Annotated in this window: 24 protein-coding genes, 2 tRNA genes and 1 pseudogene; 7 read left to right on the plus strand and 20 right to left on the minus strand. The window is 58.7% G+C overall.

Going from position 1 to position 26,502, the window contains the following annotated elements; all coding sequences use genetic code 11:
* Positions 1-5 precede the first annotated feature (5 nt).
* Complete coding sequence (locus tag AD930_RS01785) at positions 6-290, plus strand: hypothetical protein (RefSeq protein ID WP_061504885.1); 285 nt, start codon at positions 6-8, stop codon at positions 288-290.
* A gap of 60 nt (positions 291-350) precedes the next feature.
* Here AD930_RS01785 and AD930_RS01790 read toward each other — a convergent pair whose 3' ends face one another.
* The 13 genes from AD930_RS01790 to hpnA form a co-directional block, all read right to left on the minus strand.
* Positions 351-1,160, minus strand: a complete 810-nt coding sequence (locus tag AD930_RS01790; RefSeq protein WP_061504886.1) for an alpha/beta fold hydrolase — start codon at positions 1,158-1,160, stop codon at positions 351-353.
* 187 nt (positions 1,161-1,347) lie between these two features.
* The gene (locus AD930_RS01795; protein ID WP_082781608.1) at positions 1,348-1,857 is read right to left on the minus strand and encodes a RidA family protein; all 510 of its coding nucleotides are present in this window, start codon (positions 1,855-1,857) and stop codon (positions 1,348-1,350) included.
* Position 1,858: 1 nt separating this feature from the next.
* Positions 1,859-2,293 carry a c-type cytochrome gene (locus tag AD930_RS01800; protein ID WP_061504887.1) on the minus strand — a complete coding sequence of 145 codons (435 nt, stop codon included), beginning with the start codon at positions 2,291-2,293 and terminating at the stop codon, positions 1,859-1,861.
* Positions 2,293-3,894: a flavin monoamine oxidase family protein gene (locus AD930_RS01805; protein WP_061504888.1), complete on the minus strand. Its 1,602-nt coding sequence runs from the start codon at positions 3,892-3,894 to the stop codon at positions 2,293-2,295. Before AD930_RS01805 ends, AD930_RS01800 begins: the two co-directional genes overlap by 1 nt.
* Before the next feature lie 174 nt (positions 3,895-4,068).
* A complete protein-coding gene (locus AD930_RS01810) occupies positions 4,069-6,447 on the minus strand; it encodes a phosphoketolase family protein (protein ID WP_061504889.1) in 2,379 nt (792 codons plus the stop codon).
* 280 nt (positions 6,448-6,727) lie between these two features.
* Complete coding sequence (locus AD930_RS17600; protein ID WP_156476801.1) at positions 6,728-7,639, minus strand: STM4504/CBY_0614 family protein; 912 nt, start codon at positions 7,637-7,639, stop codon at positions 6,728-6,730.
* 126 nt (positions 7,640-7,765) lie between these two features.
* Positions 7,766-8,470, minus strand: a complete 705-nt coding sequence (locus tag AD930_RS01815) for a phosphorylase family protein (protein ID WP_061504890.1) — start codon at positions 8,468-8,470, stop codon at positions 7,766-7,768.
* A gap of 3 nt (positions 8,471-8,473) precedes the next feature.
* Positions 8,474-10,444 carry a squalene--hopene cyclase gene (shc, locus tag AD930_RS01820; RefSeq protein ID WP_061504891.1) on the minus strand — a complete coding sequence of 657 codons (1,971 nt, stop codon included), beginning with the start codon at positions 10,442-10,444 and terminating at the stop codon, positions 8,474-8,476.
* 30 nt (positions 10,445-10,474) lie between these two features.
* Entirely contained in the window at positions 10,475-11,773 is a 1,299-nt protein-coding gene (gene hpnE / locus AD930_RS01825) for a hydroxysqualene dehydroxylase HpnE (protein ID WP_061504892.1), read from the minus strand.
* A gap of 20 nt (positions 11,774-11,793) precedes the next feature.
* Positions 11,794-12,687, minus strand: a complete 894-nt coding sequence (gene hpnD / locus AD930_RS01830; RefSeq protein ID WP_061504893.1) for a presqualene diphosphate synthase HpnD — start codon at positions 12,685-12,687, stop codon at positions 11,794-11,796.
* A 73-nt stretch (positions 12,688-12,760) separates the two neighbouring features.
* Complete coding sequence (gene hpnC / locus AD930_RS01835) at positions 12,761-13,621, minus strand: squalene synthase HpnC (protein ID WP_061504894.1); 861 nt, start codon at positions 13,619-13,621, stop codon at positions 12,761-12,763.
* Between the two features lie 123 nt (positions 13,622-13,744).
* Positions 13,745-14,983: a glycosyltransferase gene (locus tag AD930_RS01840; protein WP_061504909.1), complete on the minus strand. Its 1,239-nt coding sequence runs from the start codon at positions 14,981-14,983 to the stop codon at positions 13,745-13,747.
* Between the two features lie 11 nt (positions 14,984-14,994).
* Positions 14,995-15,990 (minus strand): hopanoid-associated sugar epimerase, encoded by a 996-nt coding sequence (hpnA, locus tag AD930_RS01845; RefSeq protein ID WP_061501495.1) that lies wholly within the window; start codon positions 15,988-15,990, stop codon positions 14,995-14,997.
* A gap of 213 nt (positions 15,991-16,203) precedes the next feature.
* Between hpnA and AD930_RS01850 the strand changes: the two genes are divergently transcribed.
* Both AD930_RS01850 and AD930_RS01855 read left to right on the plus strand, forming a co-directional pair.
* The gene (locus AD930_RS01850) at positions 16,204-17,259 is read left to right on the plus strand and encodes a lysylphosphatidylglycerol synthase domain-containing protein (protein WP_061504895.1); all 1,056 of its coding nucleotides are present in this window, start codon (positions 16,204-16,206) and stop codon (positions 17,257-17,259) included.
* A gap of 41 nt (positions 17,260-17,300) precedes the next feature.
* Complete coding sequence (locus tag AD930_RS01855; protein ID WP_061504910.1) at positions 17,301-18,209, plus strand: prephenate/arogenate dehydrogenase family protein; 909 nt, start codon at positions 17,301-17,303, stop codon at positions 18,207-18,209.
* A gap of 10 nt (positions 18,210-18,219) precedes the next feature.
* Here AD930_RS01855 and AD930_RS01860 read toward each other — a convergent pair whose 3' ends face one another.
* The 3 genes from AD930_RS01860 to AD930_RS01870 form a co-directional block, all read right to left on the minus strand.
* Positions 18,220-19,068 (minus strand): tetratricopeptide repeat protein, encoded by an 849-nt coding sequence (locus AD930_RS01860; protein ID WP_244150459.1) that lies wholly within the window; start codon positions 19,066-19,068, stop codon positions 18,220-18,222.
* Between the two features lie 45 nt (positions 19,069-19,113).
* A complete protein-coding gene (gene ykgO / locus AD930_RS01865; RefSeq protein ID WP_003625637.1) occupies positions 19,114-19,239 on the minus strand; it encodes a type B 50S ribosomal protein L36 in 126 nt (41 codons plus the stop codon).
* A gap of 147 nt (positions 19,240-19,386) precedes the next feature.
* A complete protein-coding gene (locus AD930_RS01870) occupies positions 19,387-20,340 on the minus strand; it encodes a hydrogen peroxide-inducible genes activator (protein WP_061504897.1) in 954 nt (317 codons plus the stop codon).
* A gap of 209 nt (positions 20,341-20,549) precedes the next feature.
* On the opposite strand from AD930_RS01870, the gene AD930_RS01875 reads away from it, so the two are divergent.
* Both AD930_RS01875 and AD930_RS01880 read left to right on the plus strand, forming a co-directional pair.
* Positions 20,550-21,092 carry a peroxiredoxin gene (locus tag AD930_RS01875; protein ID WP_061491896.1) on the plus strand — a complete coding sequence of 181 codons (543 nt, stop codon included), beginning with the start codon at positions 20,550-20,552 and terminating at the stop codon, positions 21,090-21,092.
* A gap of 114 nt (positions 21,093-21,206) precedes the next feature.
* Positions 21,207-21,734, plus strand: coding sequence for a carboxymuconolactone decarboxylase family protein (locus AD930_RS01880; RefSeq protein ID WP_061504898.1), 528 nt, complete (start codon positions 21,207-21,209; stop codon positions 21,732-21,734).
* A 159-nt stretch (positions 21,735-21,893) separates the two neighbouring features.
* Here the strand turns inward: AD930_RS01880 and AD930_RS01885 are convergent.
* From AD930_RS01885 to ppa, 4 genes and pseudogenes are all read right to left on the minus strand, one after another.
* Positions 21,894-21,970 (minus strand) — tRNA-Asp (locus AD930_RS01885).
* Between the two features lie 256 nt (positions 21,971-22,226).
* Positions 22,227-22,835 carry a YceI family protein gene (locus AD930_RS01890; RefSeq protein ID WP_043551350.1) on the minus strand — a complete coding sequence of 203 codons (609 nt, stop codon included), beginning with the start codon at positions 22,833-22,835 and terminating at the stop codon, positions 22,227-22,229.
* A gap of 87 nt (positions 22,836-22,922) precedes the next feature.
* A pseudogene (locus AD930_RS01895) lies at positions 22,923-23,752 on the minus strand (DODA-type extradiol aromatic ring-opening family dioxygenase).
* 225 nt (positions 23,753-23,977) lie between these two features.
* Complete coding sequence (ppa, locus tag AD930_RS01900) at positions 23,978-24,502, minus strand: inorganic diphosphatase (RefSeq protein ID WP_061504899.1); 525 nt, start codon at positions 24,500-24,502, stop codon at positions 23,978-23,980.
* 155 nt (positions 24,503-24,657) lie between these two features.
* On the opposite strand from ppa, the gene AD930_RS01905 reads away from it, so the two are divergent.
* Both AD930_RS01905 and ettA read left to right on the plus strand, forming a co-directional pair.
* A tRNA-Ile gene (locus AD930_RS01905) sits at positions 24,658-24,731 on the plus strand.
* 67 nt (positions 24,732-24,798) lie between these two features.
* Positions 24,799-26,478, plus strand: a complete 1,680-nt coding sequence (gene ettA / locus AD930_RS01910; protein ID WP_061491898.1) for an energy-dependent translational throttle protein EttA — start codon at positions 24,799-24,801, stop codon at positions 26,476-26,478.
* The last annotated feature ends 24 nt before the right edge of the window (positions 26,479-26,502 follow it).

Below are 26,502 nucleotides of genomic sequence, written 5' to 3' on the forward strand. Positions count from 1 at the left end.
ACATCATGAGCAAGTCTTCGTCTCCTTATGTGCGTCGGCTGCTCTGGATTGTGGCCTGTTTTGTGGGTGGTTTTGCGCTTTTGTGCGTGAGTGGCTGGGCGCTTGTCGTCGATGGCAGCACGCAGGACTCCGCGATGGTAACAGCCCTCCGCTGGCTGCCGGTGGCGACGGGTGCGATCACGGTAGCGGCGGGATTTTTTCTGCTGTCTCTACCCGTTCCAGAAGACCCGGAAGATTTCTTTCTGCCCGATGACGCTGACGGGGAACTTGAGAGAACAGACGGGAAATAAGAAAAGGTTCAGCCCGTTATCAGAGCTGAACCCTTCTCGCCCTCACCGTCAGTGTGATCGTCAGGCTTTGACGGACAGGAAGTCAGCCAGAGCTGCGTTAAACAGAAGCGGGGCCTGCAGGAAGGCAAAGTGGCTGGTCTCGGGCAGGATCATGTAAGAACTGCCCGGAATATGCGCCACCAGATATTCCAGATGGGCGCGATGAATCATCTCGTCCCGGTCCCCATCCACAATCCATGCGGGGCAGCGGATGGCGTTCAGGCGGTCTTCCGTAAATTCGGCATCATGCTCCCATTTCCACAGGCCCCAGACGGTTTTTGAAAAGACATCAAATTTATCCGGGGTCGGGGAAAGTTTGCGGTAGTCTTCTGTGGCGCGCTTTACAAAAGCGTTGACCACCTTATCTCCGCTACACGCCAGATTGAGACCGGATGCGGACATATGCGGCCCGTACGCAAAGATGCGTTTGATGCGGTCCGGGTGTTCAGAGGCCAGAATAATGCTCTGCACACCGCCATCACTCCACCCGACGAGACTGGCATGCGGGATTTCCAGATGGTTCATCAGGCGAATGATATCGTCCGCCATCTGGGCGTAGCTGAGGGGCTTATCCCCTAACGTGCTGCGGCCATGCCCACGACTATCCACGAGGATGACACGGTGCGTTTTGGCTAGATCAGCCGCCTGCATTCCCCAGTAGTCAGAGTTCGCCATGCCCCCATGCAGCATGATGATGACATCACCCCCTGTGCCGCCTTCCGTATAATAGAGCGAGCATCCGTTAATGGGGGCGTGCTGCCCTTTAAAGGAGGCCAGAGGGGCCGGGGTGGCAGGCAGGGTCTGCCAGCGTTTTGTTAAATGCTCAGTCATATCGTCAGGCCTCGTAAAAGAGCGTGTTGCGGGCGTCTTGTTATAACAAGATACCTTGAGCCTTTAGATGGCCGTGTATGACGAGACTTGCAAATGTGTGGGGCGGGATGCTGTTTCCCCAGATCCCCCGCTTGTCTTTTGGTTTGAAAAGCGATGGACTGGGGAATTCGTTGCCAGGCAACAGGCTTTATTTTTTAGGTGCCCGAACGGCCGTCACTTCAATTTCAATCAGCCAGCCGGGGTTGGCGAGCTGGGCCACGGCAAAGGCAGAGCGCACCGGGAGGTTGGGTTGTTTTTCCGTGCCGAAATACTGGGTGTAGGCCTTCATCATGCCATCAAAATCCAGCTGCTTGGTGCGCGGGTCCGCCACCATATAGATGTGCATCTGCACCACATCCCCCATGGTCAGGTTCAGCTTTTTCAGCTCGCCTTCAATACGCTGGAGGGAGGCGAGTGTCTGGGCGCGGGTATCGCCATAGGCCTCAAGGCTTTTGGGCGGTGCGGTTTTGTCCTGCACCGGAGCCCCCATGCCGCTCAGATAAATGGTGGTGGCCCCGGCGGGGACTTCCACAGCGGTGGAGATGGGGAATTTACCCTCACCATGACGGATCACGCCGCCCTCAGCATGCGCCAGAGCAGGGAAGGCAGCCAGAGCCGTCAGGGCTGCGGCGGGGATCAGGCTTTTAAAAAGGCGCACGTTATTCTTCCTCTACTGACAGATGGGGACGCATTTCAGACACGTCTTCTGGTTTGAGCGCATCAGTATAATGGTTCCCGAAATGTGTGCGAACGTAATTGACGACATTGGCCACCTGCTGGTCATTCAGCAGCCCGGCAAACCAGGGCATGCCGCCAAAGCCGTTCAGCACCACATAAGCAGGATACTCGGCACTTTTCAGTTTGGGGTTGCCAGCCAGAGCCGGGAACTGCGCCCCTGCTCCCACAGCACCTTTGCCGTCTGGCATATGGCAGCTCTGGCAGACGTGATGATAAATGGCCTCCCCATCCGGCAGGACCTGCATTTTACCGGCCACGGCACTCGCACTATCCGCATGGGCGGCAACCGGGGCGAGGGCTGCCGAGGCAAGGCCTGCGGTGAGACAGAGAGACGTTACAAGCAGAAATTTACGCATCAGGCGGCTCCCAGCGCGCGTTTGTGCAGACGGGTCACGGCATCCAGTGCGGAGAGAATGGCTCCCTCCTGCCAGCACCCGACGTAAGAGGCGTGCTCCCCTGCCAGAACGAGGCGGTTATCCACGGCGCACAGCGTTTTGTAATGGGTTTTCCGGGCTTCTTCCGTCCACATGGAGCAGCAGCCCAGAGTCCAGGGCACGCGGCTCCATGCAAGACTGACGCCGTTTGAAAACTCTTTGCGATACTGCGGATGAATGGCTGTCCCCTGATCCAGCGCGCGCTGAATACGTTCCTCCGGCGTCATGCCTGCAAAGTCATAGGCGGCGGGGCCGAACATATAGCCCCCCAGGAGCACTGCCGGACCTTTTGAGAAAATGCCGTTGCTGGGGTAGGAAATCTGGCTGATCTGCTGGTCGGTAAAGCTGATGCCGCCGTAAATCTGGTCATCTTCCTCCCAGAAGCGGCGCTTAAACTCCATCCCCATTTTGACGGAGGATGCATACGGCACGGCGGCAATGGCGGCCTTCATCCCTGCATTAACCTGCACATCAAGCTGGGACAGCACAGAGAGCGGAATGGTGCAGACGCAATAATCCGCCTGCGCCTGCCGTACTGCATCACCATGAGCGGTGTCTGTGTAGGTGACGGTCACGCCACGCTCATCCTGATGGATGGAGGAGACCTTGCAGTTCAGCGTGATGAGGTCTTTCACCTGCCGGGTGAAGCCTTTGCCGATCTGGTCCATCCCGCCGACGGGCTGGAACATGGTGGTCTGCATGTCCAGCCGTTCGTGAAACGCCATCCAGTTCCACAGGCCGGACTGCATGACATCCTTACGGGCAAACAGATCTGAGGGGACGGGTGCGCCATCAACCCCGCCGCCCTGCGATTTTTCAAAACCCCGGCGCAGGGAACTGGTGTTGCCTTTGGCGTAGGCCATGTCCTTGTTCAGGGCACCCCAGGATTTCATGGCCTCATGGATATGGGCGCGTTCCTCTTCCGGGACGAGCTCATCCAGCTTGTGTTGGTCAATGGCTTTGGCCAGCAGTTCTGCCGTAAAGCCGTTGAAGTCAGAGGCCAGTTCCCGGTAACGCACGGCCTTGCCGCCAAAGGCTCCGGTGGAGTGCAGCCAGCTATTGTGGTTCAGCTCGATAAAGGGTTCGAGCTGTACGCCAAACTCACGGCAATAATGCAGCAGGCCCTGATGATGGTACGGGATGCGCCATGGGCCGGGGTTGATATAGTTGCCGGCTGCAAAACCAACTTTCTGAGTGGCGCCGCCCAGTTCCTTTACAGTGTCACCCCCGCGCAGGCTGATATTGCGGCCACCGCTGCGGCTCTGGAATTCCAGAATCTGGACCTTATAACCCGCTTTCCGCAGTTCATAGGCCGAAAGCATCCCGGAAAGACCCGCACCCAGCACCAGCACGCGGGTGCCGGGCCTGGCACCTGCAAGCTGGGGTGGTCCACGGAAATCTGTGCCCATGGCGTGGCCCAGAGTGGTCATGGCCTGATACAGCGCGGCGCTGCCAGCCAGAGTGCCGATGCGGGTCAGAAGCTGCCGGCGCGTCGGTGCGGTGGGCGGATGAGCGTGTGGCATCAGGTAATCCCGAGATGATGTCAAGAATAGTCAGGCCGCATGAAATGACCGGCATTTCCTCACAACCGATCATGACGGAATCAGATCGTTTGTATATCGTAATGCTAAGACATCTATTGCGGCATGACAACATCTCAGATGCGCCAAATCGTGCAAAATAGTGCGCAGGGACCTTTACTGAGGCCAGGTCCAGTTGCGGATTTCGGGCATGTCCTCCCCATACTCACACACATAGCGTTCGTGTTCCGCCAGTTTGTCGCGCACGGCCTGATGCGTATAGGCCGCTTTACTGGCCAGCCGGGGCACCCGCCGGATGACGTTGGCCACAAGGTGGAAACGGTCCAGATGGTTACGCACGGTCATGTCAAACGGGGTTGTGGTTGTTCCTTCCTCCCGGAAGCCATGCACGTGGAAATTGGCGGCGTTTTTCCGTTTGTAGATGAGCTGATGCACCAGTGCCGGATACCCATGGAACGCAAAAATTACCGGCTTGTCTGGCGTGAAGAGCGCATCAAACGTCTCATCCGGCAGGCCGTGCGGATGCTGCTCCGGTGTTTGCAGCGTCATCAGATCCACCACGTTTACAAAACGAATTTTCACATCCGGCAGGTATTGATTAAGCAGGCTGACAGCGGCGAGGGCCTCCAGTGTCGGCACATCCCCCGCGCTGGCGATAACGACGTCTGGCTCGCTCCCTTTGTCATTACTGGCCCATTCCCACATGCCTATGCCCTGCTGGCAGTGGGTGAGGGCATCATCCATGCTAAGCCACTGCAATTCCGGCTGCTTGCCCGCAACAATCACGTTGATGCGGTCCCGGCTGCGCAGGCAGTGGTCGGCCACGCACAGCAGCGTGTTGGCATCCGGCGGCAGATAGATGCGTACGGTCTCGGCTTTCTTGTTCACCATATGGTTCAGAAAACCGGGGTCCTGATGGCTGAACCCATTATGGTCCTGCCGCCAGACATGGGATGTGAGCAGATAGTTCAGTGAGGCGATGGGCCGCCGCCAGTCGGTTTCCCGCGAGGTTTTCAGCCATTTGGCGTGCTGGTTCACCATGGAATCAATAATGTGGATGAAGGCCTCATAGCAGGACAGAAAGCCGTGGCGGCCTGTGAGCAGATAGCCTTCCAGCCAGCCCTGACAGGTGTGTTCGCTGAGAATTTCCATCACATGGCCGTCTTTAGCCAGATGATCGTCATACGGCTCGGTTTCCGCATTCCATGCGCGGTTGGTGACATCCAGAACGGCGTTCAGGCGGTTGGAATTGTTTTCATCCGGGGCCAGCACACGGAAGTTCCGTTTGTCCAGATTGGCCGCCATGACGTCTTTTAGCCAGTCACCCAGCACGCGGGTTGATTCCGCCTCGGTCTTACCGGGTGCGGTTATAGCGACGGCATGGGCGCGGAAATCCGGCAGGCGAAGGGGGCGGAGCAGCGCGCCACCATTGGCGTAAGGACTAGCACTCATCCGCTTTTCAGCGGGAGGGGTGAGAGCGGCAATCTCTTCTTTCAGACTGCCATTTTCATCAAACAGCTCTTCCGGCTTATAGGACTTCATCCACTCTTCAAGAATGGCGAGGTGGCCGGGTTTTTCCATATGATCGACCGGCACCTGATGCGCCCGCCAGAACCCTTCCGTGCGCAGGCCATCCACAGTTTTGGGGCAGGTCCAACCCTTGGGGCTGCGGAGGACAATCATCGGCCATGTGGGGCGCTGGGTGTCGTCCTTGCCGTTACGAGCGGCAGTCTGAATGGCGGTAATGCGGGCAAAGGCCTCGTCCATGGCTTTTGCCATAGCCTGATGCATGGGGGCCGGGTCATGCCCTTCCACAAAAATGGGCTCGTAGCCGCAGCCTTTCAGGAAATCACGCAGCTCATGCTTGGGGATGCGCGCCAGAACGGTGGGGTTGGCGATCTTGTAGCCATTCAGATGCAGGATGGGGAGCACGGCCCCGTCTGTTTTGGGATCGAGAAACTTGTTGGAATGCCATGAGGTGGCGAGTGGCCCGGTTTCCGCCTCGCCATCCCCCACTACGCAGGCGACCACAAGGTCCGGGTGGTCAAACACCGCGCCATAGGCGTGGGAGAGGGAATAGCCCAGTTCACCGCCTTCATGAATGGAGCCGGGCGTGGTGGCGGCGGCATGGCTGGGGATGCCACCGGGGAAGGAGAACTGACGGAAGAGGCGCGTCATGCCCTCCTCATCCTGCGTCACGTCCGGGAAGTATTCCGTGTAGGTGCCTTCCATCCATGTGGAGGCAATCAGTCCCGGTGCCCCGTGGCCGGGACCGGCAACAAACAGGATATCCTGCCCCTGTGCCCGAATAATACGGTTGAGGTGCAGCCAGATGAAATTCAGCCCCGGCGTGGTGCCCCAGTGGCCCAGAAGACGCTTTTTGATGTGCTCCAGCTTGAGCGGTTCCCGCAGCAGGGCGTTACGCAGCAGATAGATCTGACCAATGGAAAGGTAATTGGCGGCGTGCCACCATTTGTTGAACAGATCCAGCTCTTCGGCTGAAAGCGGGCCGGGGTTTGGGGCGGTGCTGGTCATGGTGGTCCTTCCGGGTAAAGGGCAGCATATGGGGCACGGTCTCTGGCTACGATGCGTGGCTGAGGAGCGTATCGGCGTGCAAAAGCATAGACCACAAACGTCCGGAAAGGGGGACAGTTCGAGTATGACTGAGGGTAAGTCTGATCATAACACTGCTTGGGAATACATCGTGGCAAAGGTATAATGAAATAAGTTCTAAAAAATTAAACTTAAAAATAACATTTTGAAATAAAATAAAAAAACAAAATTTAACTATAAATATTTTTTATATATTATATATCTATACTGATATTTTCCATGAGTTGGCAAGAAACAAAAGATTAGTGGCAGTTAAATGTAGAGCGTAAGAAGCCATGTATAAAATAGGTTCAGGAGTATTTGGCGCTTCACCATGGCCGCCAATTGCATTTCTCAGGTCTGGTACACCTGTTTTCAACATTGCTACAAAAGCGTTAAATCCTTTGTCTGCACCGTCCTGAAACAAGCCCTCATTTCTTAGAGTTGTTACTAAATCAGACGCTCGGACACCCGCTGGATAAGACCATCCCTTATCATCACAGATGGCTTTCATCATAGATTCAAACGAGCGGCCACACGCTATTATACAATCTTTTACATTATGATTTTTGTAATGCTCATGAGCAAGTCGATAGTCGGCATCCGATTTATGAAATAGAGGATTAGATAAAAAAGACAAGGTAGGGATGATCACTTCCCTATGTATTAAATGGTTATCTATTCTAATAATTTTATTGCTTTCATATTGGTATCCAAATCCACATTCTATAAATCTTTGATTGAGTTCGCTAATTGATTCTTCTTTTGTTTTCTTTTGGTATATTTCTTTTCTTTTTCCATTTGCTTTTATAAAAATCATCTCACAATAATCTAAAAAATTAGAAACAGTAAAATCGGGGGAAGAAATAATTTTTTCAATATGTTCTTTTGGATTGAGTTTTTTACTCGTTGGTATTGCCCATTCTCTTAGAATAAAGTTTTCGAAATCTTTCCAAGCAGCTTTAGATGATTTACCTGAAAAATTATCAAGTTGAAGGCTTATGCCATTTCCAAACATATCTTCTGAAATATACATTACTTGTATTTTTAATTTTTCTGGAATCTTATCGTAACAATATAGATCTTTTGGATCATTGACTTTGTTTCTTCTGGAATAAATATCTGGAACTGACACAATTTTTCCAATCTTTATAGATTGTATAATCAGAATTTTGAGTATTTTTTAGGTGGTAAGTCTCTCTAGAAAATTACCTTTCAAAAGTAGGAGACAACAAGTGGTGTGAATGCATGATACATATGGTCACCCCGCAAACCGGGCAAAAGCCGGGCGGGTGCGCTGCTGTTCCAGAAAGGTCAGCATGGCGGTGCGGGCGCGGCCGGCGTCTTTGCCAAGGCCGATCAGACCGGAAATCTGGCCGGGGTGACGCAGGAGAGAGCCGAGTAGCGCCTTGATATTCAGGCCGCCATCCGGGGAGAGGACGGTGCCTGCAACCGGAGGCAGGGAGCGGCTCGCCGGGTCACACACCACGCGCAGGACGGCAAACGGTAAACCGGCCTCTTCCGCAGCGCGGGCCAGAAAGCCGCTTTCCATATCTAGTGATGCACACTGGCTTGTTGCAAACAGATGCGCTTTTTCGACAGCATCCAGCACAACGGTATCGCTATGCAGCAGGGCGTTGCCCAGCACACCCGGCTGGCCTGCCCCCAGAATGTGGCGCAGCGTCGGGTCACACGCATAGGATGCGCCCCATGCCATGACGCGTTCTGGCAGGATGAGCGTGCCGGGGGGCAATGCCGGGTCCAGCCCGGCGGCCAGACCGAAGGAGAGGAGGCAGTCTGCCCCACAGGCGGCCAGTCGGGCGGCTTCACGCTGTGCACCGGTGCGGGTGGCCCCGCTGGCGGCAATGGCGGCATGCGGGAAGACGTGCCGGATCAGCTTCGCTTCGGCTTTCAGGCCAACAAGAATGCCTGGGCGGCTGGGGGAAGGCTGTGTGGTGTTCGTCATGTTTCAGAACCCAAAAGCGACGCGGCGCGTGTTGCTGCTTTCCAGATTGCGGTAGCGCGCCACCGCCATCAGCGGGAAGAACTGCTTGTAACCGTGGTAGCGGAGGTAAAACACTTTGGGGAAACCGACAGCGTTATACGGGTCCTCGTGCCATTCCCCGTTTTCATCCTGCTGAGCCGCCAGCCAGCTGATACCGCGTGTAACAGCCGGGTCATCCCGTCGGCCAGCGGCCATCAGGCCCAGAACAGCCCATGCGGTTTGAGAGGGCAGGCTTTCCCCGTAGGTGCCATGGCTGCCGCCTTCATAAGATTCGCAGCCCTCGCCCCAGCCGCCGTCAGGGCGCTGGACGGAGCGCAGCCATTCCACAGCTTTCACCACAGCCGGGTCATCATGCGAGACACCAGCGGCGTTGAATGCGCACAGAGCGGACCATGTACCGTAAATGTAGTTTGTGCCCCAGCGGCCAAACCATGATCCGTCTTCTTCCTGCTCTTTGCGCAGGTAGGTCAGGGCGCGTTCCATGACCGGGCGATCTTCCCCATGGCCCAGCTGGGCAAGGAAGGAGATGCAGCGGGCCGTTACATCCGCAGTCGGCGGGTCCAGCAGAGCGCCGTGGTCCGAGAAGGGAATGTGGTTCAGCAGTTCTTTGCTGTTATCAATATCAAAGGCACCCCAACCGCCATCGCGGCTTTGCATGCCAATGATCCATTGGCGGGCGCGTTCGATGGACTCGGCGTTGGCCGGGTCACCCTCACGGTGGAGCAGCATACCGACCACTGCGGTATCATCCACGTCCGGATAATAGTCGTTCCCATACTGGAAGGCCCAGCCACCGGGGGCAACGTTCGGGTTGTTAACAGCCCAGTCGCCTTTAACGTCCAGAATCTGCTTGTCCCGCAGCCATTTGCTGGCCTTGCGCAGCTCCGTCAGCGTTTTTTCCGGGGCAATTCCTTTGGGGCCGGAGGCGGCCTCAAGCATGGCATGGCCGGATAGCCCGGTGTCCCAGATGGGTGAGACGCAGGGCTGGCAATAGACTTCATCATCCTTATGGACCAGCAGGCCCTGCACGGCTTCCCATGCGGTGACAGCGCGTGGGTCACTGTCCGGCACGCCAAGGGCGCGGTACATCATGACCACATTGGCCATGGCCGGATAAATGGCACCCAGACCATCCTTGCCGTTCAGGCGCGGTTCAATGAAATCAATGGCCGCCTTGATGGCTTTCTCATGCGTTTTGGAGGGAATGAGGCCAAGGGTAGGGCGCAGAACGCTATCCAGCCCTTTGAACACGCGGCCCCACACGGAGCGGTACGGGCCACGAATCCAGTCCGTCACGCGCTCTGGCGGGGTGACGAACAGTTCACGCACATGGATCTGGCGCGGATTGATGGCAATGGGCCGCAGGGCCGCCAGCACCAGCATGGGGGCGATCACCGCGCGGGACCAGTAGGACATGTTCCAGATGGAGAAGAAGGCCTTGCGCGGCAGGAGCATCAGCTCCACCGGCATGACCGGCGTGGCGCGCCAAGGTACATCCCCAAACAGGGCCAGCTGGATACGGGTGAACACATTGGTGCGCTCGGCCCCGCCGTGATCCAGAATAGCTTCCCGCGCACGGCGCATGTGGGGGGCGTTGATATCCTCCCCGGTGGCTTTCAGAGCAAAATAGGCTTTGACGGAGGAGGACAGGTTAAACCCGCCGTTATGATACAGCGCCCAGCCGCCATGCTCAGCGCTTTGCGTCCGGCGCAGATAGACCGCAATCTTCTGCTCAAGCGCCTCATCAATCCGGTTCAGATAATGTTCCAGCAGGATGTATTCCGCCGGAATGCTGGCGTCGGCTTCCAGCTCATACACCCAGTGTCCGTCCGCCTGCTGGCGTTGCCCCAGAGCGGCATGAGCATTTTGAACCACACGATCCAGATCCTCACCGGAAAGCGGGGTCTTAGGATGTGCGCTGCCATCAGCGGCCATGGGGTGTTCCTTGTTTCTGGCGTCTTGTTTTTATGAAGGGCGACGCAGGCCGAGCGTGTGTACGGCTTTCACGCCTGATCTCATTGCGCCTTCAAGTGTGGCGGGGAGTCCGGTTGCCGTCCAGTCCCCGGCCAGAGCGAGGTTGACCAGTTGCGTTGCCGCACCGGGGCGCAGGCGGTTCTGCTCCGGTGTTGCGGCAAAGGTCGCGCGTTTCTCCCACACCACGCGCTGATGCGGCGGCGTGGCGGGCAGCGGCTCTTTGAGAACCGGGTCACACGCGCGGCGCACGTCATGCCAGATGGCGCGGGCCAGATCATCCGGGTCCTGCTCCGCAAAACGGTTGGCGGCGCTAACGGTGACGGAGAGGATATCGCCGCGCAGGAACACCCATTCTGCAATACTGCCGACCAGCCCCATAAACCGCGCACGGGCGAAGGAGCCCAGCGCCTGCGGAGCGGCGTCCAGACGGAAGTGCAGGTTCAGAATGCTTTCAAACGCGTTGGGGGTCTGAAAGCCGGGCACATGCGGCGTGAGCAGGGTTTCCGCCACCGGGGCAGGGACCGCCAGAACAACGGTGTCTTCTTCCGTCAGCGGGATAGCGCCGTCCGGGCCATGCAGGGCGGTCACGCGGCCCCGGCTGACATCCAGCGCGCTGATGCGGCTCTGGGTGCGGACTTCTGCCTGCAGGATGGCCAGATGCGCCAGCGCGGGGTCCACCAGCGTTTCAGAAAGCCCGTCTTTGGGGAACCACGGCACGCAGGCCTTCCCACCAAGGGAGAGCGATTCCTTCACCACCGCGCCAAGCAGGGCAGCACTTCCTGTCTCACAGGAGGTGTTGAGAGCAGAAATAGCGAAGGGTTCCAGCAGGCGGCGGCTGAGGGCACCGGGCAGCAGGCAGTCGGAAACGTGCTCATTTTCTCCCGCCTGCATCAGCTTTTGCAGGCTGCGCAGTTCCACCACCCGCATGTCCGGCACACGCCGATGCGGCTGGAACACCCACCAGGGCATCCGCCCGCGGGAGAGGTCCAGCGTCCAGCGTGCACCTTCCGCCAGATCAACAAACGGGAAGATGGGGATGCCGGGGCCGGTTAGCGTATCGGTGCCGCCCGTCATGGCCAGATAGCGGAAGACCGTCTTGTTGGCGGACAGCAGCAGGTGGTTGCCGTTATCAATCCGGCAGCCCAGCTGTTTGTCTTCATAGGACCGGGCACGGCCCCCACAGGCACGGCCTGCTTCATGCACAATAACGCGGCGGCCTGAGCCAGCCACTTCCACTGCGGCAGCCAGACCAGCCACGCCGCCGCCAATAATGTGCACACAGGATGCCATGCTGTTGCTCTCTTTCTGGATCAGGGGCGGTAGGAGCGGGTCAGCCAGAACACCTTGTTCAGAGCTGAGGTTTCCGGGCGCTCATGCAGGGCATCGGCAGACCAGCCGCGCTTGCGCAGGGCGACCAGAACGGCCTCGTAGCTCGCTCCCATGATCCGTGCAGGGAGCATGGCTTTGGGGCGGCAGGACTGCATGGTGAGGAAGGCTTTCCGGAAATGGTCCAGTGCCCGTACGGAGAGGATGTTGGCCACACCCTGCAGACCGGGGGCGGAAAGCGCCTTGATGGGGTCATGCGGGACATGGAAGCGGTCCAGCAGGTCACCCGGCAGGTAGAGCCGGCCACGGGCGGCATCTTCTGCAATGTCGCGCAGGATGTTGGTCAGCTGCAGGGCGCGGCCCAGATGGTAGGCGACTTTGTCGGCGTCTTCTGTGCTGTCCCCAAAAATCCGCACGGACAGGCGGCCTACGGCGGAGGCGACGCGGTCACAGTACAGGTCCAGCGTTTTTTCATCGGGGGCGACAATGGTGTTTTCCGCATCCATCATCATGCCGTCGATAATGGCGTGGAAATCATCCTGCCGCAGCGCGAAGAAATGGATGCAGGCCAGCAGCACACGGTCCAGCGGGTCCTGCGTGGTTCCGTGGTCATACAGGGCCACAATGCGCTGATGCCAGGCATCCAGAGCGGCTTTGCGCTGCTCCATGGGTTCATACCCGTCGGCAATATCATCCACCACGCGGCAGAAGGCATAAATGGCGTACATGCCGTAGCGGCGCATGGGGGGGAGGATGCGCATGCCAGCGGCAAAGGACGTAGCGGCCTGTTTTACCGTGCTTTCCACCCATGCCAGATCCGCGGGGTCACACCCGAGGGGGGTCGGCTCGTCATGCGTCTGGATGTTTTGAGCTGTCACGCGCTTTTCACCTGTTTGTTCATTAAATCGTCATATCCGGCTCTTTTTACAGACCTGCGGACATTCTGAAAGCTCAGGACCATGCCCGCAGGGCCGCACCGGCTGCATACATGATATCTGTGCGTTTCAGGGCAACGCGTCCGGCCAGTGGGTCTTCCCGCCGCAGGCGCTGCGTCAGCCGGTGGGCCAGACTGACAATGGCGGCGCATTCCATCCGGAAGCGCCGGTCCCGCACCAGGCCGGGCAGGGCGGAGGCCTCCCGGTTCAGAGCATCCACACCGTCCAGCAGAGTGTTGAACACCCGGCGGAGGTTGGGCGTGGCGCGGCCAGCCAGCAGGTCATCCTGCGTGGCACCAGCCTGTGCCATCAGGTCTGCCGGCATATAGCATCGGTGCAGGCGCTGGAGGTCACCCTGACAGTCTTGCAAATGGTTCAGAATCTGCAGCGACGTGCAGAGGGCGTCCGAGGCCGCAAAGGTGTGCGGCACTTCCCCGTGCAGATGCAGCAGAAACCGCCCGACCGGGTTCGCGGAATAGCGGCAATAGTGCAGCAGATCATCCCACGAGGTGCAGGGCGTGCCACGGGAATCGTCCCGGAAGGCGATCAGCAGGTCTGTTGCGGTTTCAAACGGCACACCTGTTTTCAGGAACGAGGCGCGCAGTTTGGCGGCACTCATGGCGTCCGCGCGGGGAATGGGGTCGCGCTTGCCCAGAAGCACGCCTTCCATCGCGTCCAGACGGGCAATCTTCTCATCCGCGCTCAGCGTCTCGCAGTCTGCGATATCGTCAATCATGCGCGCGTAATCATAATACGCATGCACATGCGGGCGCAGGGCCTTGCTAAGCAGAAGGGAGCCGACGGGAAAATTCTCGTCAGACGCACCTTTGCCGGAAGAGACATCGTCTCTCCCCCAGACGGAGGCGGTATCAGTCATGTCAGGCTCTGCGATGAGAAAGAAGGAAGCATAGCCGGAGCTTTACACGCTCTCTCCCGGTGTGCCTACTCCCCTCATGGGCAGACAGGGGCCAGCACACCGGATAGGCGCAAGGCCGGGTTTTCACGCGCGCCCTCCGGGCATCTGCGCTGTTTTGGCCTGTTCCGGCGCGGGAGAAGGGGCAGCCGGTGCGGTGCGGCCATCATTGGGAATGGCGTCCGTATAGGCCCGGTTTTTCCAGACAACGCCGCGCCCGCGATAGTGGTTGACGGCAGAACCGATGGTCGCCGCCGTGTAGAAAATGGCCACAAATGGCAGCGTTAACGCCCAGAGTGGCGAGATGCGGAACCGGCGCAGCGTGGGCACAAAGGAGCCGATGGAGACCAGCCAGGTTACCAGTCCGATCCACTGCGTCAGGCCGTGGCCGAACAGAGCGATCAGCCCCGGTGCGATCCAGACCACACCCATGGCCAGCACTGTCAGCACCAGAAAGAGCGGGGAATAGCGCAGTTGCACAAACGCTGTGCGGGCAATCATCCGCCAGATATCAATGGCATAGGGGTAGGGGCGGATAGAGCGGGCCAGACAGGAATGGCCCAGATAGAGACGCCCCCCAGCCTGCTTGACGCAGGTGGCCAGCGTGCAGTCATCAATCAGCGCGCCCTTCAGGGCTTCAATCCAGCCGATTTCGGCCAGCATATCCCGTCGGATCAGGATTGTGCCGCCAGCGGCTCCGGCGGTGCGGCTTTTGGGATTGTTGACCTGTGCGAAGGGGTAGAGCAGCGCAAAGAAGAACACAAAGGCCGGCACCAGAGCGCGTTCCGCCAGACTTTCACACTGCAGTTCCACCATTTCGGACACCATGTGCAGGGTGTCTGTCTGCGCTTTGGCGACCAGCGTGGAAATGTGTTGGGGGGCGTGCACAATGTCCGCATCGGTGAACAGGATATAGCCGCTGTTGGCGTCCTGCTGGCGGCGGGCTTCGGCCACGCCTTGTGCCACGGCCCAGAGTTTGCCGCTCCAGCCCGGTTCCGGGTCTGCGCCGTCCAGCACAGTCAGGCGGCCTTTGGGGTCTGGCAGGGCGCGGGCCAGAGCGCCGGTGCCATCCTCACTCCGGTCATTCACCAGAATAAGGGAGAGGCGACCGGCATAATCCTGCGTCAGCAGGGAGGAGAGAGCGACTTCGATGGACTCGGCCTCATCCCGCGCGGGGATGACGACCGTGACGTTTGGCATGATGTCCGCCGGAGCCTTGCTGGCGCAGGCCGGGCGGAGGATGGGTCCGGCTTGCCAGAACCACCCGTGGAAAAAAATAAGACCGAACCAGATGAGTGCTGAGAGAACAGCCAGACCAAACAGCATCATCCCGCCCCTTACTTCAGCATGCCGTTGTTACGGAACCATGTAATGGCGTCCTCAACGGCCTGCCGGGCGGGGCGGGGGCTGTAGCCCAGTTCCCGAATGGCTTTGTCCGATGAGAAGAACATCTTCTTGCGGGACATGGCCAGCATCTCCCGCGTGACACGGGGGGAGAAGCCAAAGGAGCGGGAGAGCCACTCCGAGGCGACGGCCACCGGCCAGATAATCTCCTGCGGCAGGCTGATGCGCGGCGGGGGCACATGGGCAATTTCCGACACCATGGCGAACAGGTCGCGCAGCAGATAGTTCTCACCGCCCAGGATGTATTTCTCGCCAATGGTGCCGCGTTCCAGTGCCAGCGCGTGACCTTCCGCCACATCATCCACATGCACAATGTTCACGCCCGTATCCACATAGGCGGGCATGCGGCCAGCGGCGCAGTCCAGAATCATCTGCCCGGTGGGGGTGGGTTTAATGTCCCGCGGGCCGACCGGGGTGGACGGGTTGACGATCACGGCGGGGAGGCCCTGCGTCTTGACCAGATCAAGCACTTCCTGCTCGGCCCGGTATTTGGAGCGTTTGTAGATGCCGATTACGCCGTGTTCGTGCACCGGAGTCGCTTCATCAGACTCCGTGCCATCCCCAATCAGGCCGAGTGCTGCGACGGAAGAGCAATAAACAATACGTTCCACGCCGGCCTTCTGGGCGGCCAGCATCAGCAGGCGGGTGCCTTCCACGTTTGCGGTCATCATGGGGGCGGGGTCTGGCACCCACAGCCGATAGTCCGCAGCAACATGAAAGACGTAGCGGCAACCTTCCACAGCGCGGGCGAAGGTATCCGGGCGGGAGAGGTCCCCTTCCACCAGTTCTGCAGGAATATCCGCAATATTGCGCCGGTCACTGCCCTCGCGCACCATGAGTCTCAGCGTGTGTCCGCGTTCAAGCAGCGTGCGGGCAACGGCAGACCCGACAAAACCTGTCGCGCCGGTGACGAGCGTATGGGCGGTCATATAAAGTGCGCTCCCATAAGGGGTATGAGAAATGGAAGGGTGTGAAACCCGAACGGCTGGTTTGTTTCTTTATCCTGCCCCCCAAGGTGGCGCCAGACCCCGGGCTGGTGTAAGTGGTCGGATCACTCATGAATTCAGCCCCTCTGGTCAGGTGTTCTACGCCAGGGAGCAGGGAGGCCCAGGGGGGCGTCTCGGGCAGGTAGAGCTTAGGCCTTGAAGAAGCTTACGATTTTTCTGACTTTACTGGGTCTGGTTGCCATTACGGCGGCGGTTGCGTGGAGTGGCGTTGGCTCCGTGGTGCACGCTGTCATGCGTATTGGTCTGGGCGGCTTCCTTCTCATGGTATGCTGCCAGCTTGTCGTAAATGGCGTGCTGGGGCTGGCCTGGCACGCGGCCTTGCCGGAAATCGGGTATCTGCGCCTGCTGGGCGCGCGCATGGTGCGGGATGCTGCGGCAACCTGCCTGCCGTTCTCGCAGCTCGGCGGTATTGTGATTGGTATTCGCGCCACCTGCTCGGGCCACGGGCTGCATGGGCGGGGGGCGCGCCAGATTGACTGGCCTGAAGCCGCCAGCGCCAATCTGGTGGATATCACTACGGAAGTAATGGGCCAGGTGGCGTTTGTGCTGCTGGGTGTGGCCTTTCTGGTTGCTCACCAGCGTTCCAGCCCGTTTGTGGTGCCCGTTATTATTGGTGCGGTTTTCCTGATGCTCGGCACCGCCGGCTTTATCTGGACGCAGCGGCACGGCGGCAGCATTTTCCGTAAATTTGGTGGCATGTTCACCCGCAGTCTGGCGTCCCAGTGGCATGACAGCATGCTGAGCGGTGCGGACACGTTGCAGGAGCGGATGGAAGCGATCTGGAGCCGCCCCGGCCGGATCTGCCTCTCCGCTGCGTACCATCTGCTCGGCTGGCTGGGGAGCGCGGGCATGTTGTGGATGACCGCCAATATGCTGGGTGCGCCCCTGAACCTGCCGAACGCCGTGGCCATTGAAGGTGTGACCTGTGCTGTCATGTCACTCGGCTTTCTAGTGCCCGGCAGTCTGGGTGTGCAGGAAGGGGCGTATATGGCGCTGGGTCATGCGTTCGGGATTGATTCTTCTGTGTCACTGGGCCTTTCCCTGCTGCGCCGCGGGCGTGAACTGGCCATTGGCATTCCGGTCCTGCTGTTGTGGCAGGTCATGGAAATGCGCGGGCTGCGTCAGCCTGTGATCAAGAAAACGGCTGATGTCAGCTACGGCCCCGCTCCGACTGTGGTGAAGGATTCCTGAGAGTGTCTTCAACTGTTTCTGACGCCTCTGGTCCGGATGCCGTGACGGCATCGGCTCATGAGGCAGCAACGCCCGTATTTGACACACTTGTCGTTATTGGCCCCGGCCTGATCGGCTCCTCCGTCCTGCGTCGTGCGCAACAGAAGGGCACGTTAGCTCGCCAGTTGATTGCTGTTGATGTCTCGCCGGAAGCGCGGGCGCGTGTGGAAGAGCTGGGGATTGCGGACCGGGTGATGGCTGACGCTGCCGAAGCCGCTGCGTTGGCCGATTGCGTCATGCTATGCGTGCCGGTGGGCGCCATGGGGCCTGTGGCGGAGAAGGTGCTGCCCGTTATGCGGCCCGGCTCCATTCTGACGGAAGTTGGTTCGACCAAGGTGTCTGTTATTGAAGCCATCAGCCCGTTTTTACGACCGGACGTGGCGTATGTGCCCGCGCACCCTATGGCGGGCACGGAGTATTCCGGCCCGGATGCCGGGTTTGCGACCTTGTTTGAAGACCGCTGGTGCCTGTTGACCCCGCTTGATGGGACGCCGCCAGAAGCCCTGAACGCCGTCCGCACATTGTGGGAGCGTTGTGGCGCGCGCCTGCGGGAGATGACGCCTGCACACCATGACCGCGTGTGCGCCATTGTGAGCCATCTGCCGCATCTTCTGGCCTTTACTATTTGTGGTACAGCGGATGATCTGGCGGATGAAACCCGGTCTGAAGTACTGGATTTCGCGGCGTCCGGGTTCCGGGATTTTACCCGTATTGCAGCGTCAGACCCCGTGATGTGGCGGGATGTGTTCCTGTCCAACCGCGAGGCCCTGCTGGAAATGCTGGCCCGCTTTATGGAAGACGCGCAGGCCATGGCCCGTGCCATCCGCTGGGGCGATGAGGACTATATTGTGGACCGTATCCAGCGCGGCCGCGCTATTCGCAAAAGCCTGATTGAAAACCGGCAGGCCTGAGAGGCCCGGTTTAAGTCGGCTGCCCGAATGCTTTGATGTGCAGGGCATCCAGATGCTTGTGATTTTTGTCTGCCATGGGGTTTAGCTCCAGCACTTTCTGCCAGGCTTTGAGGGCAGCGGGGCCGTCTTTACGCTGATCTTCCACCGTAGACAGCAAACCCCAGCTTTTGGCGTCCCGGCCCTCCCGTTGCAGGGCCTCTCCCAGATCGGTAATGGCAGCTTTAAAATCCCCTGCGGCAAGGCGCATCTGGGCGCGGCTGCGCCACAGGATGGCGCTGTCTGGCTGAAGAGCCAGAGCGTCACTCAGGTCTTCCACGGCATCATCCGGCTTGTCTGCCTGACTATCCTTTTGCGCCCGGCGCAGCAGAAGCTGCGTGGTGGGGGAAAGACCTGCGGCACGTAAAGCCTCCAGACGTGCTTCCAGCATCTGTGCATCTTCAGGCGTTTTGGCCTGTGCAAGCTGGTCCGCAAGGGCGGCAATCTGCTGCGGGCGCGTCAGCTTTTTATGCGGGGCGACCGCAGGTGCTTTTCCTGCGGAGGTGCCTGAAGGCGACGCACCGGATACAGGAGACTCCGCAGGGCCGGCGGGCTGTGTGGCGGACGAGCCGGGAGCGGGAGAAGCCTTGCCAGAAGCGGAGGGTGATGCCGTATGGGGCGCCGTGCCGCTGTGCGTCGGAGTTGGGGTTGTGTGCGCTGTATGGCCGGAGGTCGGGGACTGAGTTTGCCCGGCAGGGGGCTGCGCTGTTTGCGCAGCAGCGAGTCCGGCAACACTCAGGCTGGCCAGAAGGCACGGAGCAATCAGAGCGCCAGAACGCAAAAACCCGCTTCTCCGGAAACCGGAAAAGCGGGTTGCACGCATGTCATGCGCCAGAAGCCAGCCGGGAAAGGCCGGACCCTGCATAAATCAGCCCTGACGAGCTTTCATGCGGGGGTTCTTCTTGTTGATGACATAAACCCGGCCGCGACGCCGTACGACACGGCAATCTTTATCGCGCACCTTGGCCGATTTCAGGCTGTTTCTGATTTTCATGGCCCGCTTTTCTCCGCCGATGCTCAAGAATTGAAATAAGGTGTGTCGGCACATACCGGCCCCGCCAGTACGAGTCAATGTTTTCCACGGAAAAGGGCCATAAATTGTTTATTCGCGTGTATTTTTACCGCGCATTTGTGTGCCTCTTCAAACAAAGTTCTGATTTTGGGTTTGTGCCGGGTGGGGGGCGAGGCTGGAAAAGGCGGTGGCCAGTGTTCTGAAATCTTCCGAGCGGGGGGAGCGGGGGCGCCAGCCCAGCCCGATGGTGCGCCACACAGGGCCGCCGGAAAGGGGACGGCTGATAACCGGATGCCCGCGCAGAATGCCGCCTTCCAGCGCCAGAAGCGGCACGACGCCAATGCCCAGCCCCAGCCCGACCATTTCCGCCATGGTGTGGAGGGATGTGGCGGAGAAAGTGGAGTCGCTCTCGCCCTCTGTGCCGTGCCATTCCCGGCCCTGCCGGCAAACCGCCAGCGTTTGCTCCCGCAGGCAGTGGCCATCTTCCATCATAATCATGCGCTGGTCGGCCAGCTGTTCCACCGGCACATGGCTCAGCCGGGCCAGAGGATGGTCTTCGGGCATGATGACGTGGAACGGGTCCCGCCAGAGGGGCAGGGTTTCCGCCGTGTCACACAGGCAGGGCATGGCCAGAACCAGCATATCCAGCCGCCCGATGCCGAGTTTTTCCAGCAGATGTTCCGTTGTGTCTTCCGCAATGGACAGGGTGAGTTGCGGAAAGCGGGTGCGGATGGTTTTGACGAGCGGCTCAATCAGGAACGGGCCGATGGTGGGAATAACGCCCAGCCGCAACGGGCCTGTCAGCGGTGTGCGGGCGGCGACGGCAAGCTGGGGCACGGCTTCCAGCGCTTCCAGCGCCTGTCGGCCTTTCAGCGCAATTTCATGCCCCAGGGGGGTGAACACCACCTTTTTGCCCACCGTGCGGTCCAGCAGTTGAGAATCGAGCTGGCGTTCCAGTGCCATGATCCCTGCGGAAAGGGTGGATTGCGTGACCGAACAGGCCGCTGCCGCCCGCCCGAAATGGCGCAGTTCAGAGAGGGCAATCAGGTAACGTAACTGCTGGGCAGAAGGCAGGGGAAGCACGGTCGGACCTCGGTCTTTTCAAGGGCTGAAAACGCATATCTGGGGCGTTCTTATTTTTTGAAACGCCGTTGTATGGTTAATCGATCATTCCGATGGTTTTGATATAAAATATTCATTGGCATGAATGGACACACCGCGCCATAGATAATGCCCGACGACGGTATTGTGTGCCGTCGGAGCTTTTAAGTAACCCAAGAAGGAGCAAGCTTATGCTGACTGTTGGCGATAAGTTTCCGAGCTTTGATCTGACCGCCGTTCCCGGTGGTCCGGAAGGCCTGAAGGGCGATTTCGTCCAGATTTCCGACAAATCCGACGCTGGTAAGTGGAAGGTTGTCTTCTTCTGGCCGAAAGACTTCACGTTTGTCTGCCCGACCGAAATCGTGGCTTTCGGCAAGCTGTCCAAAGACTTTGCTGACCGTGATGCCGTGGTTTACGGCGTGTCCGTCGACAGCGAATTCGTGCATCTCAACTGGCGTCTGCATAATGCCGATCTGAAAGATCTGCCGATTGCAATGCTGGCTGACATCAAGCGCGAGCTGACCGAAGGCACGGGCGTTATGCACAAAGAAGCTGGTGTTGCTCTGCGCGCCACTTTTGTTGTCGACCCGCAGGGCGTGATTCGTCACGTGTCTGTCAACGATCTGTCCGTTGGCCGTAACCCGCAGGAAATCGTGCGTATTCTGGACGGGCTGCAGAGCGATGAGCTGTGCCCCTGTAACTGGAAAAAGGGCGACGACTTTATCAAAGTCTGAGCCTGACGCTTCCCGTCTGGCCCTGCGGGGTCAGACGGTTTTCTACCAGACCGGGTTCAGCCCGTCTGCGGCGCTCAACTGCGCCATTCCTCCCCTTTTCATACGGATTATCTGATGTCGATCGACGCTCTGAAGGATCGTATTCCCGACTATGCGAAGGATCTGAGGCTGAATCTCGGGTCTCTCGCCAATGATGTGACCCTCACACAGCAGCAACTGGCCGGAACATTTGTGGCGTCTGCCATTGCCTCCCGCAATGATGCGGTGACGAAGGCTGTTGTGGCCGAATTTGCTGATAAGCTGACGCCTGAAGCCCTGAATGCCGCCAAATCTGCTGCGGCCATCATGGGGATGAACAATATCTACTACCGCTTTGTGCATATGGCGGGTGGGGATTACGGCAAGATGCCTGCGCAACTGCGCATGAGCGTTATTGGCCGGCCCGGTGTGGAAAAAACGGATTTCGAGCTTTGGTCTCTGGCTGTTTCCGCAATCAACGGCTGTGGCCTGTGTGTGACCAGCCATGAGAAGATTGTGCGGGAAGAGCTTGGAGCAGAAGCTGTGCAGACCGCTGTGCGGATTGCCTCCACAGTGCATGCTGTCGCCGTCACGCTGGAAGCCGCTGCGGCTCTGGGCGACTGACGCTACCAGATCAGGCTGGCCGCATGCCTTGAATGCGGCGCTTCAGGTCCGGGGTCTGCATATCAGCAGGGTCCGGGCTTTTTTTATGGGGAAAAATCGCTAGTGGCCGCGAGGGCAACACGCGCCACTTTCTTGCAATTGATATTTTTTGAAGAAAAGTGGCGCGAGTGACGGGGCTCGAACCCGCGACCTCCGGCGTGACAGGCCGGCGCTCTAACCAACTGAGCTACACCCGCAGTCCAGACACTCACCAGTAGTGTGCGTCGGTATGTCGCGTCTTATAGCGATGTTTTCAGCTTTGACAACCGGGGTTGGCGAAAAAAATAACGCATTATGAAATTTTTTTCGCAGTGCCCGGTTGGGCCTGATGAGAAAGGGGCCGCCACCCCTTAACGCCTTGGAGGCTCTGCACTTTATAGAGCCACGCAGGACGGAGGCACCCTTCCGGGGGCCTCCTTATGATGCGGCAGCAGACGTGCCGGAGAGTGGCGCTTAGTTCTGCTTTTCGAAAGCCCCGGCAATAGACAGGGTCACGTCATCCCCCACCATCGGCACGTAGGTTTTTACGCCAAAATCGCTCCGTTTGAGGGTGCCGGTGGCCTGAAATCCAAGCGTGTAGGCTTTATCCATCGGGTTGATGCCAGCGCCCACGTAGCGCACCTGCAACGTGAGGGGCTTTGTGACGCCATGCAGTGTGAAATTCCCGGTGACATTGGCCGTGCCTGTGCCGGTCGGGACGACTTTGGTGGAGACAAAGGTGGCCGTCGGGTAACGGGCCGCATCAAACCAGTCCGCGCCGTGCAGTTCATCTGTCAGTTTCGCGCTGGTGGTCTGCACGCTGGCAACCGGAATGGAGACGCTCAGTTTTGAGGCCGCCGGGTGGGCTGCGTCATAGGTCAAAGAGCCCGTCGCGCCGGAAAAGAGGCCGGAATACTCGGTAAAGCCGAAGTGGAGCAGAGAAAAAGTAACCTGCGTGTGGGTGGTTTCCACCTGATAGGTGCCAGCCTGCACATCCTGCGGTGCTGTTGCAGCCTGCGCGGTGGAGAGTGTGGCCACAAGGCCGAGTGCAGCAAGAGCGGGAGCGAAAGACAGAGAGGTCATGAGGGATCGTCCTGTTTTTGAAAGGGAAGAAAAAACTCTGAAAGCAAACGCGGGTGAGGGGCTGACGGTGCCCTGAAGGCTCTCCGGCTAGCCAAACCGAAAGCCGGAGAGCGCCTTACCCATCACGGTATCCTGGTAGATCTGCACACCCTGATCTGGCCCTGCTGCCCCGGCGGCGACCTAAGGGGCAGCAGATGTTCTTCTCTGGGGTGGCAGACACGCGCACCGGGGGCTGTGTCCCAGTGTTGCAGAACCGCATTCCGCTCGGCTTCCGGCGCACACGTGGCGGCCGTAAGCCAGGCGTCAAAGTCATGGGAGATGGCATTGGAGGCCGGGTTTTCGCCCATGAAGTGCTGGAGATTGTGGTACGTCAGGCCTGTGCCCACAATCAGCACATTCTGGTCTCGCAGCGGGGCCAGCGCCTGCCCGATGCGCAGATGCGCCCCCGGATTCAGGTCCTGCTGGAGTGAAAGTTCCACTACCGGAATCTCAGCCTCTTCAAACGCCAGCATGAAGGGGATGAAAACGCCGTGGTCCAGACCGCGCTCCGGGTCTGCGGCGTTGGGAATGCCGGCTTTGCTCAGCAAGGCCTGCACCTGTCCGGCTAGTGCCGGAGACCCCGGAGCCGGGTAGCGCAGGTGATAGGTGTGGGGCGGGAAGCCGTAATAATCATAAATCAGCGGCGGCTGTGCTGCGGCTGTCACGGTTGGGACGGCAGTTTCCCAATGGCCGGAAACAACCAGAATGGCATCAGGCTTTTGCGGTAAAGTCTGACTGACACCGCGCAGGAAGGCCGCCATACGGTCCCACGTGTCTGGCCAGTCCATGAAAAAGCACGGGCCACCTCCATGCGGCAGAAACAGCACAGGCTGCCGGGGCAGGGGCGTGTGTGATGTCTGAGGCGGGAGGGAAATCATGGTGTGAACCGTATCTCTTCAAGGGGCGGGTTGCCTGAAGAGTCGCCTCATAATCGCGGTTTGATAAGCCCGTATTTTGGGAAGAGATTTCACACCTTCAGTATGAAATCAGGCTTACGCGCTACGCATAAAAAAAACCGGAGGCCGCATGTCTGCTGCCTCCGGTCTGAAACATCCTGTGTTCTTCTGCTTCGGGCTGTGTGGCCCGTTCAGAGAGAAGCCGGATTATTTGCTGCCAGCTGTCAGAGCGCTGCGAATGAAATCGCCAGCTTCTTCCTTCGTGCCCCAGCCTGTCACCTTCACCCATTTGCCGGGTTCCAGATCCTTATAGCGGGTGAAGAAGTGCTCAATAGCCTTCACGGTGATTTCCGGCAGGTCTTCCACCGTCTGCAGCTTGCTGTACTGCGGGTGAATCTTGTCATGCGGGACGCAGATAATCTTTTCGTCCTGACCGGATTCATCTTCCATTTTCAGCACACCGATGGGACGGGCGCGGATCACGGAGCCGGGGACCACATTGCTCGGCGTCAGCACCAAAGCGTCGGTCGGGTCACCATCCGCAGCCAGCGTGCCGGGAATGAAGCCGTATGCCGTGGGGTACGCCATGGGCGTGAACAGGAAACGGTCCACAAACAGGGCACCGCTTTCTTTGTCGATCTCGTATTTAACGGAAGATCCCTGCGGAATTTCAATCACAACGTTGATGTCGAACGGCACGTCTTTGCCGGGGGAAAGTTTTGAGACGTCCATAAGGGTTGCTCCAGCACTAAAAATACGGATGGGCAGACCCTATCTGTCACACTGCAACTTGCCAAGTCGTAACAGGATAAGGACTGTTCGGGTGGTTTTTCGGGCTCTGTACCCTTGCCAAATGTGTCTGATTGCGTAATCAGGAAGCCGCCTGCGCGCCCGTAGCTCAATTGGTTAGAGCGGGCCGCTCATAACGGCTTGGTTGCGGGTTCAAGTCCTGCCGGGCGCAGGCGCTTTTCGCCTCAGTCGCGTCCATCCGACGGTTCCTATCCATTCCACTTCACGGAGGTCATCTCATGGCATCTTATCAATACGTCTATGTGATGAAGGACCTTACCAAGTCCTATCCGGGTGGGCGTGAAGTCTTCAAAGGCATTACGCTGTCTTTCCTGCCGGGTGTGAAAATCGGCGTGCTTGGTGTGAACGGCGCGGGTAAATCCACGCTGCTCAAGATCATTGCCGGGATCGACAAGGAATATGGCGGGGAAGCCTGGGCTGCCGAGGGTGTGCGCGTTGGCTATCTGGAGCAGGAACCCCAGCTGGACCCTAAGCTGACGGTTGGCGAGAACGTGGCTCTGGGCTTTGGTGACCTCAAAAAAGCTGTGGATCGTTTCAACGAAATTTCCATGCGCTTTGCCGAGCCGATGAGCGATGAGGAAATGAACACCCTGCTGGCCGAACAGGCTGACCTGCAGGAAAAAATTGACGCAGGCGATGGCTGGGAGCTGGACCGCAAGCTGGAAATCGCGCTGGATGCCCTGCGCTGCCCGCCTGCTGACAGCCCCGTGGACAAGCTTTCCGGTGGTGAACGCCGCCGTGTGGCTCTGTGCCGCCTGCTGATTGAAAAGCCTGAAATCCTGCTGCTGGATGAACCGACCAACCATCTGGACGCAGAAAGTGTCGCATGGCTGGAAAAAACGCTGCACGATTATCAGGGCACCGTGATGGTCATTACCCATGACCGTTACTTCCTGGACAACGTGACCAACTGGATTCTTGAAATCGAGCGCGGCCGCGGTATTCCGTTTGAAGGCAACTATTCCTCCTGGCTGGACCAGAAGCGCAAGCGCCTGGCACAGGAAGAAAAAGAAGAGAGTGCTCGTCAGCGTGCTCTGGCTGCTGAGCAGGAGTGGATTGGCTCCAGCCCGAAGGCGCGTCAGGCCAAAAGCAAATCCCGTATTTCTCGTTACGAAGAAATGCTGGCCCAGAGTGCTGAAAAGCAGAATGGCGTTGCAGACATTGTTATTGCGCCCGGCCCGCGTCTGGGTGGCACGGTTATTGAGGCTGACCACGTTACCAAGGGATTTGGTGATCGTCTGTTGATTGATGACCTCAACTTCAAGCTGCCGCCGGGTGGCATTGTGGGTGTTATCGGCCCCAACGGTGCCGGTAAATCCACCCTGTTCAAGATGATTGTCGGGCAGGAGAAGCCGGATGCCGGTGAGCTAAAAATCGGTGAGACCGTAAAGCTCGGGTACGTTGACCAGTCCCGTGATGATCTGGATCCCAACAAGACCGTGTGGGAAGAAATTTCCGGCGGCACGGATGTCATCTATCTGGGCAAGCGCGCTGTGCCGTCCCGCGCTTATGTGGGGGCGTTCAACTTCAAAGGGTCTGACCAGCAGAAAAAGGTCGGCATTCTCTCCGGCGGTGAGCGTAACCGCGTGCATCTGGCTAAAATGCTGCGGCAGGAAAGCAACGTGCTGCTGCTGGATGAACCGACCAACGATCTGGACGTCGATACCCTGCGTGCGCTGGAAGAGGCTCTGGGCGAATTTCCGGGCTGCGCCGTGGTCATTACCCATGACCGCTGGTTCCTTGACCGTCTGGCAACCCATATTCTGGCGTTTGAAGGGGATTCTCACGTCGAATGGTTTGAAGGGAACTTCCAGGCTTATGAGGAAGACAAGCGCCGTCGCCTTGGCCCGGATGCCACGGAACCTGGCCGCATTCGTTACCGGCCAATCTCCCGCTAATCAGGTTGGGTGGATGTCTGATGC

The sequence above is a fragment of the Acetobacter malorum genome (assembly GCF_001580615.1).
Classification (GTDB): domain Bacteria; phylum Pseudomonadota; class Alphaproteobacteria; order Acetobacterales; family Acetobacteraceae; genus Acetobacter; species Acetobacter malorum.

Coding starts and splice junctions, on each gene's coding strand:
- AD930_RS01785 (WP_061504885.1), top strand. CDS start 6: ATGAGCAAGTCTTCGTCTCCTTATGTGCGTCGGCTGCTCTGGATTGTG.
- AD930_RS01790 (WP_061504886.1), bottom strand. CDS start 1,160: ATGACTGAGCATTTAACAAAACGCTGGCAGACCCTGCCTGCCACCCCG.
- AD930_RS01800 (WP_061504887.1), bottom strand. CDS start 2,293: ATGCGTAAATTTCTGCTTGTAACGTCTCTCTGTCTCACCGCAGGCCTT.
- AD930_RS01805 (WP_061504888.1), bottom strand. CDS start 3,894: ATGCCACACGCTCATCCGCCCACCGCACCGACGCGCCGGCAGCTTCTG.
- AD930_RS01810 (WP_061504889.1), bottom strand. CDS start 6,447: ATGACCAGCACCGCCCCAAACCCCGGCCCGCTTTCAGCCGAAGAGCTG.
- AD930_RS01815 (WP_061504890.1), bottom strand. CDS start 8,470: ATGACGAACACCACACAGCCTTCCCCCAGCCGCCCAGGCATTCTTGTT.
- shc (WP_061504891.1), bottom strand. CDS start 10,444: ATGGCCGCTGATGGCAGCGCACATCCTAAGACCCCGCTTTCCGGTGAG.
- hpnE (WP_061504892.1), bottom strand. CDS start 11,773: ATGGCATCCTGTGTGCACATTATTGGCGGCGGCGTGGCTGGTCTGGCT.
- hpnC (WP_061504894.1), bottom strand. CDS start 13,621: ATGACTGATACCGCCTCCGTCTGGGGGAGAGACGATGTCTCTTCCGGC.
- AD930_RS01840 (WP_061504909.1), bottom strand. CDS start 14,983: ATGCTGTTTGGTCTGGCTGTTCTCTCAGCACTCATCTGGTTCGGTCTT.
- hpnA (WP_061501495.1), bottom strand. CDS start 15,990: ATGACCGCCCATACGCTCGTCACCGGCGCGACAGGTTTTGTCGGGTCT.
- AD930_RS01860 (WP_244150459.1), bottom strand. CDS start 19,068: ATGCGTGCAACCCGCTTTTCCGGTTTCCGGAGAAGCGGGTTTTTGCGT.
- ykgO (WP_003625637.1), bottom strand. CDS start 19,239: ATGAAAATCAGAAACAGCCTGAAATCGGCCAAGGTGCGCGATAAAGAT.
- AD930_RS01875 (WP_061491896.1), top strand. CDS start 20,550: ATGCTGACTGTTGGCGATAAGTTTCCGAGCTTTGATCTGACCGCCGTT.
- AD930_RS01880 (WP_061504898.1), top strand. CDS start 21,207: ATGTCGATCGACGCTCTGAAGGATCGTATTCCCGACTATGCGAAGGAT.
- AD930_RS01890 (WP_043551350.1), bottom strand. CDS start 22,835: ATGACCTCTCTGTCTTTCGCTCCCGCTCTTGCTGCACTCGGCCTTGTG.
- ppa (WP_061504899.1), bottom strand. CDS start 24,502: ATGGACGTCTCAAAACTTTCCCCCGGCAAAGACGTGCCGTTCGACATC.
- ettA (WP_061491898.1), top strand. CDS start 24,799: ATGGCATCTTATCAATACGTCTATGTGATGAAGGACCTTACCAAGTCC.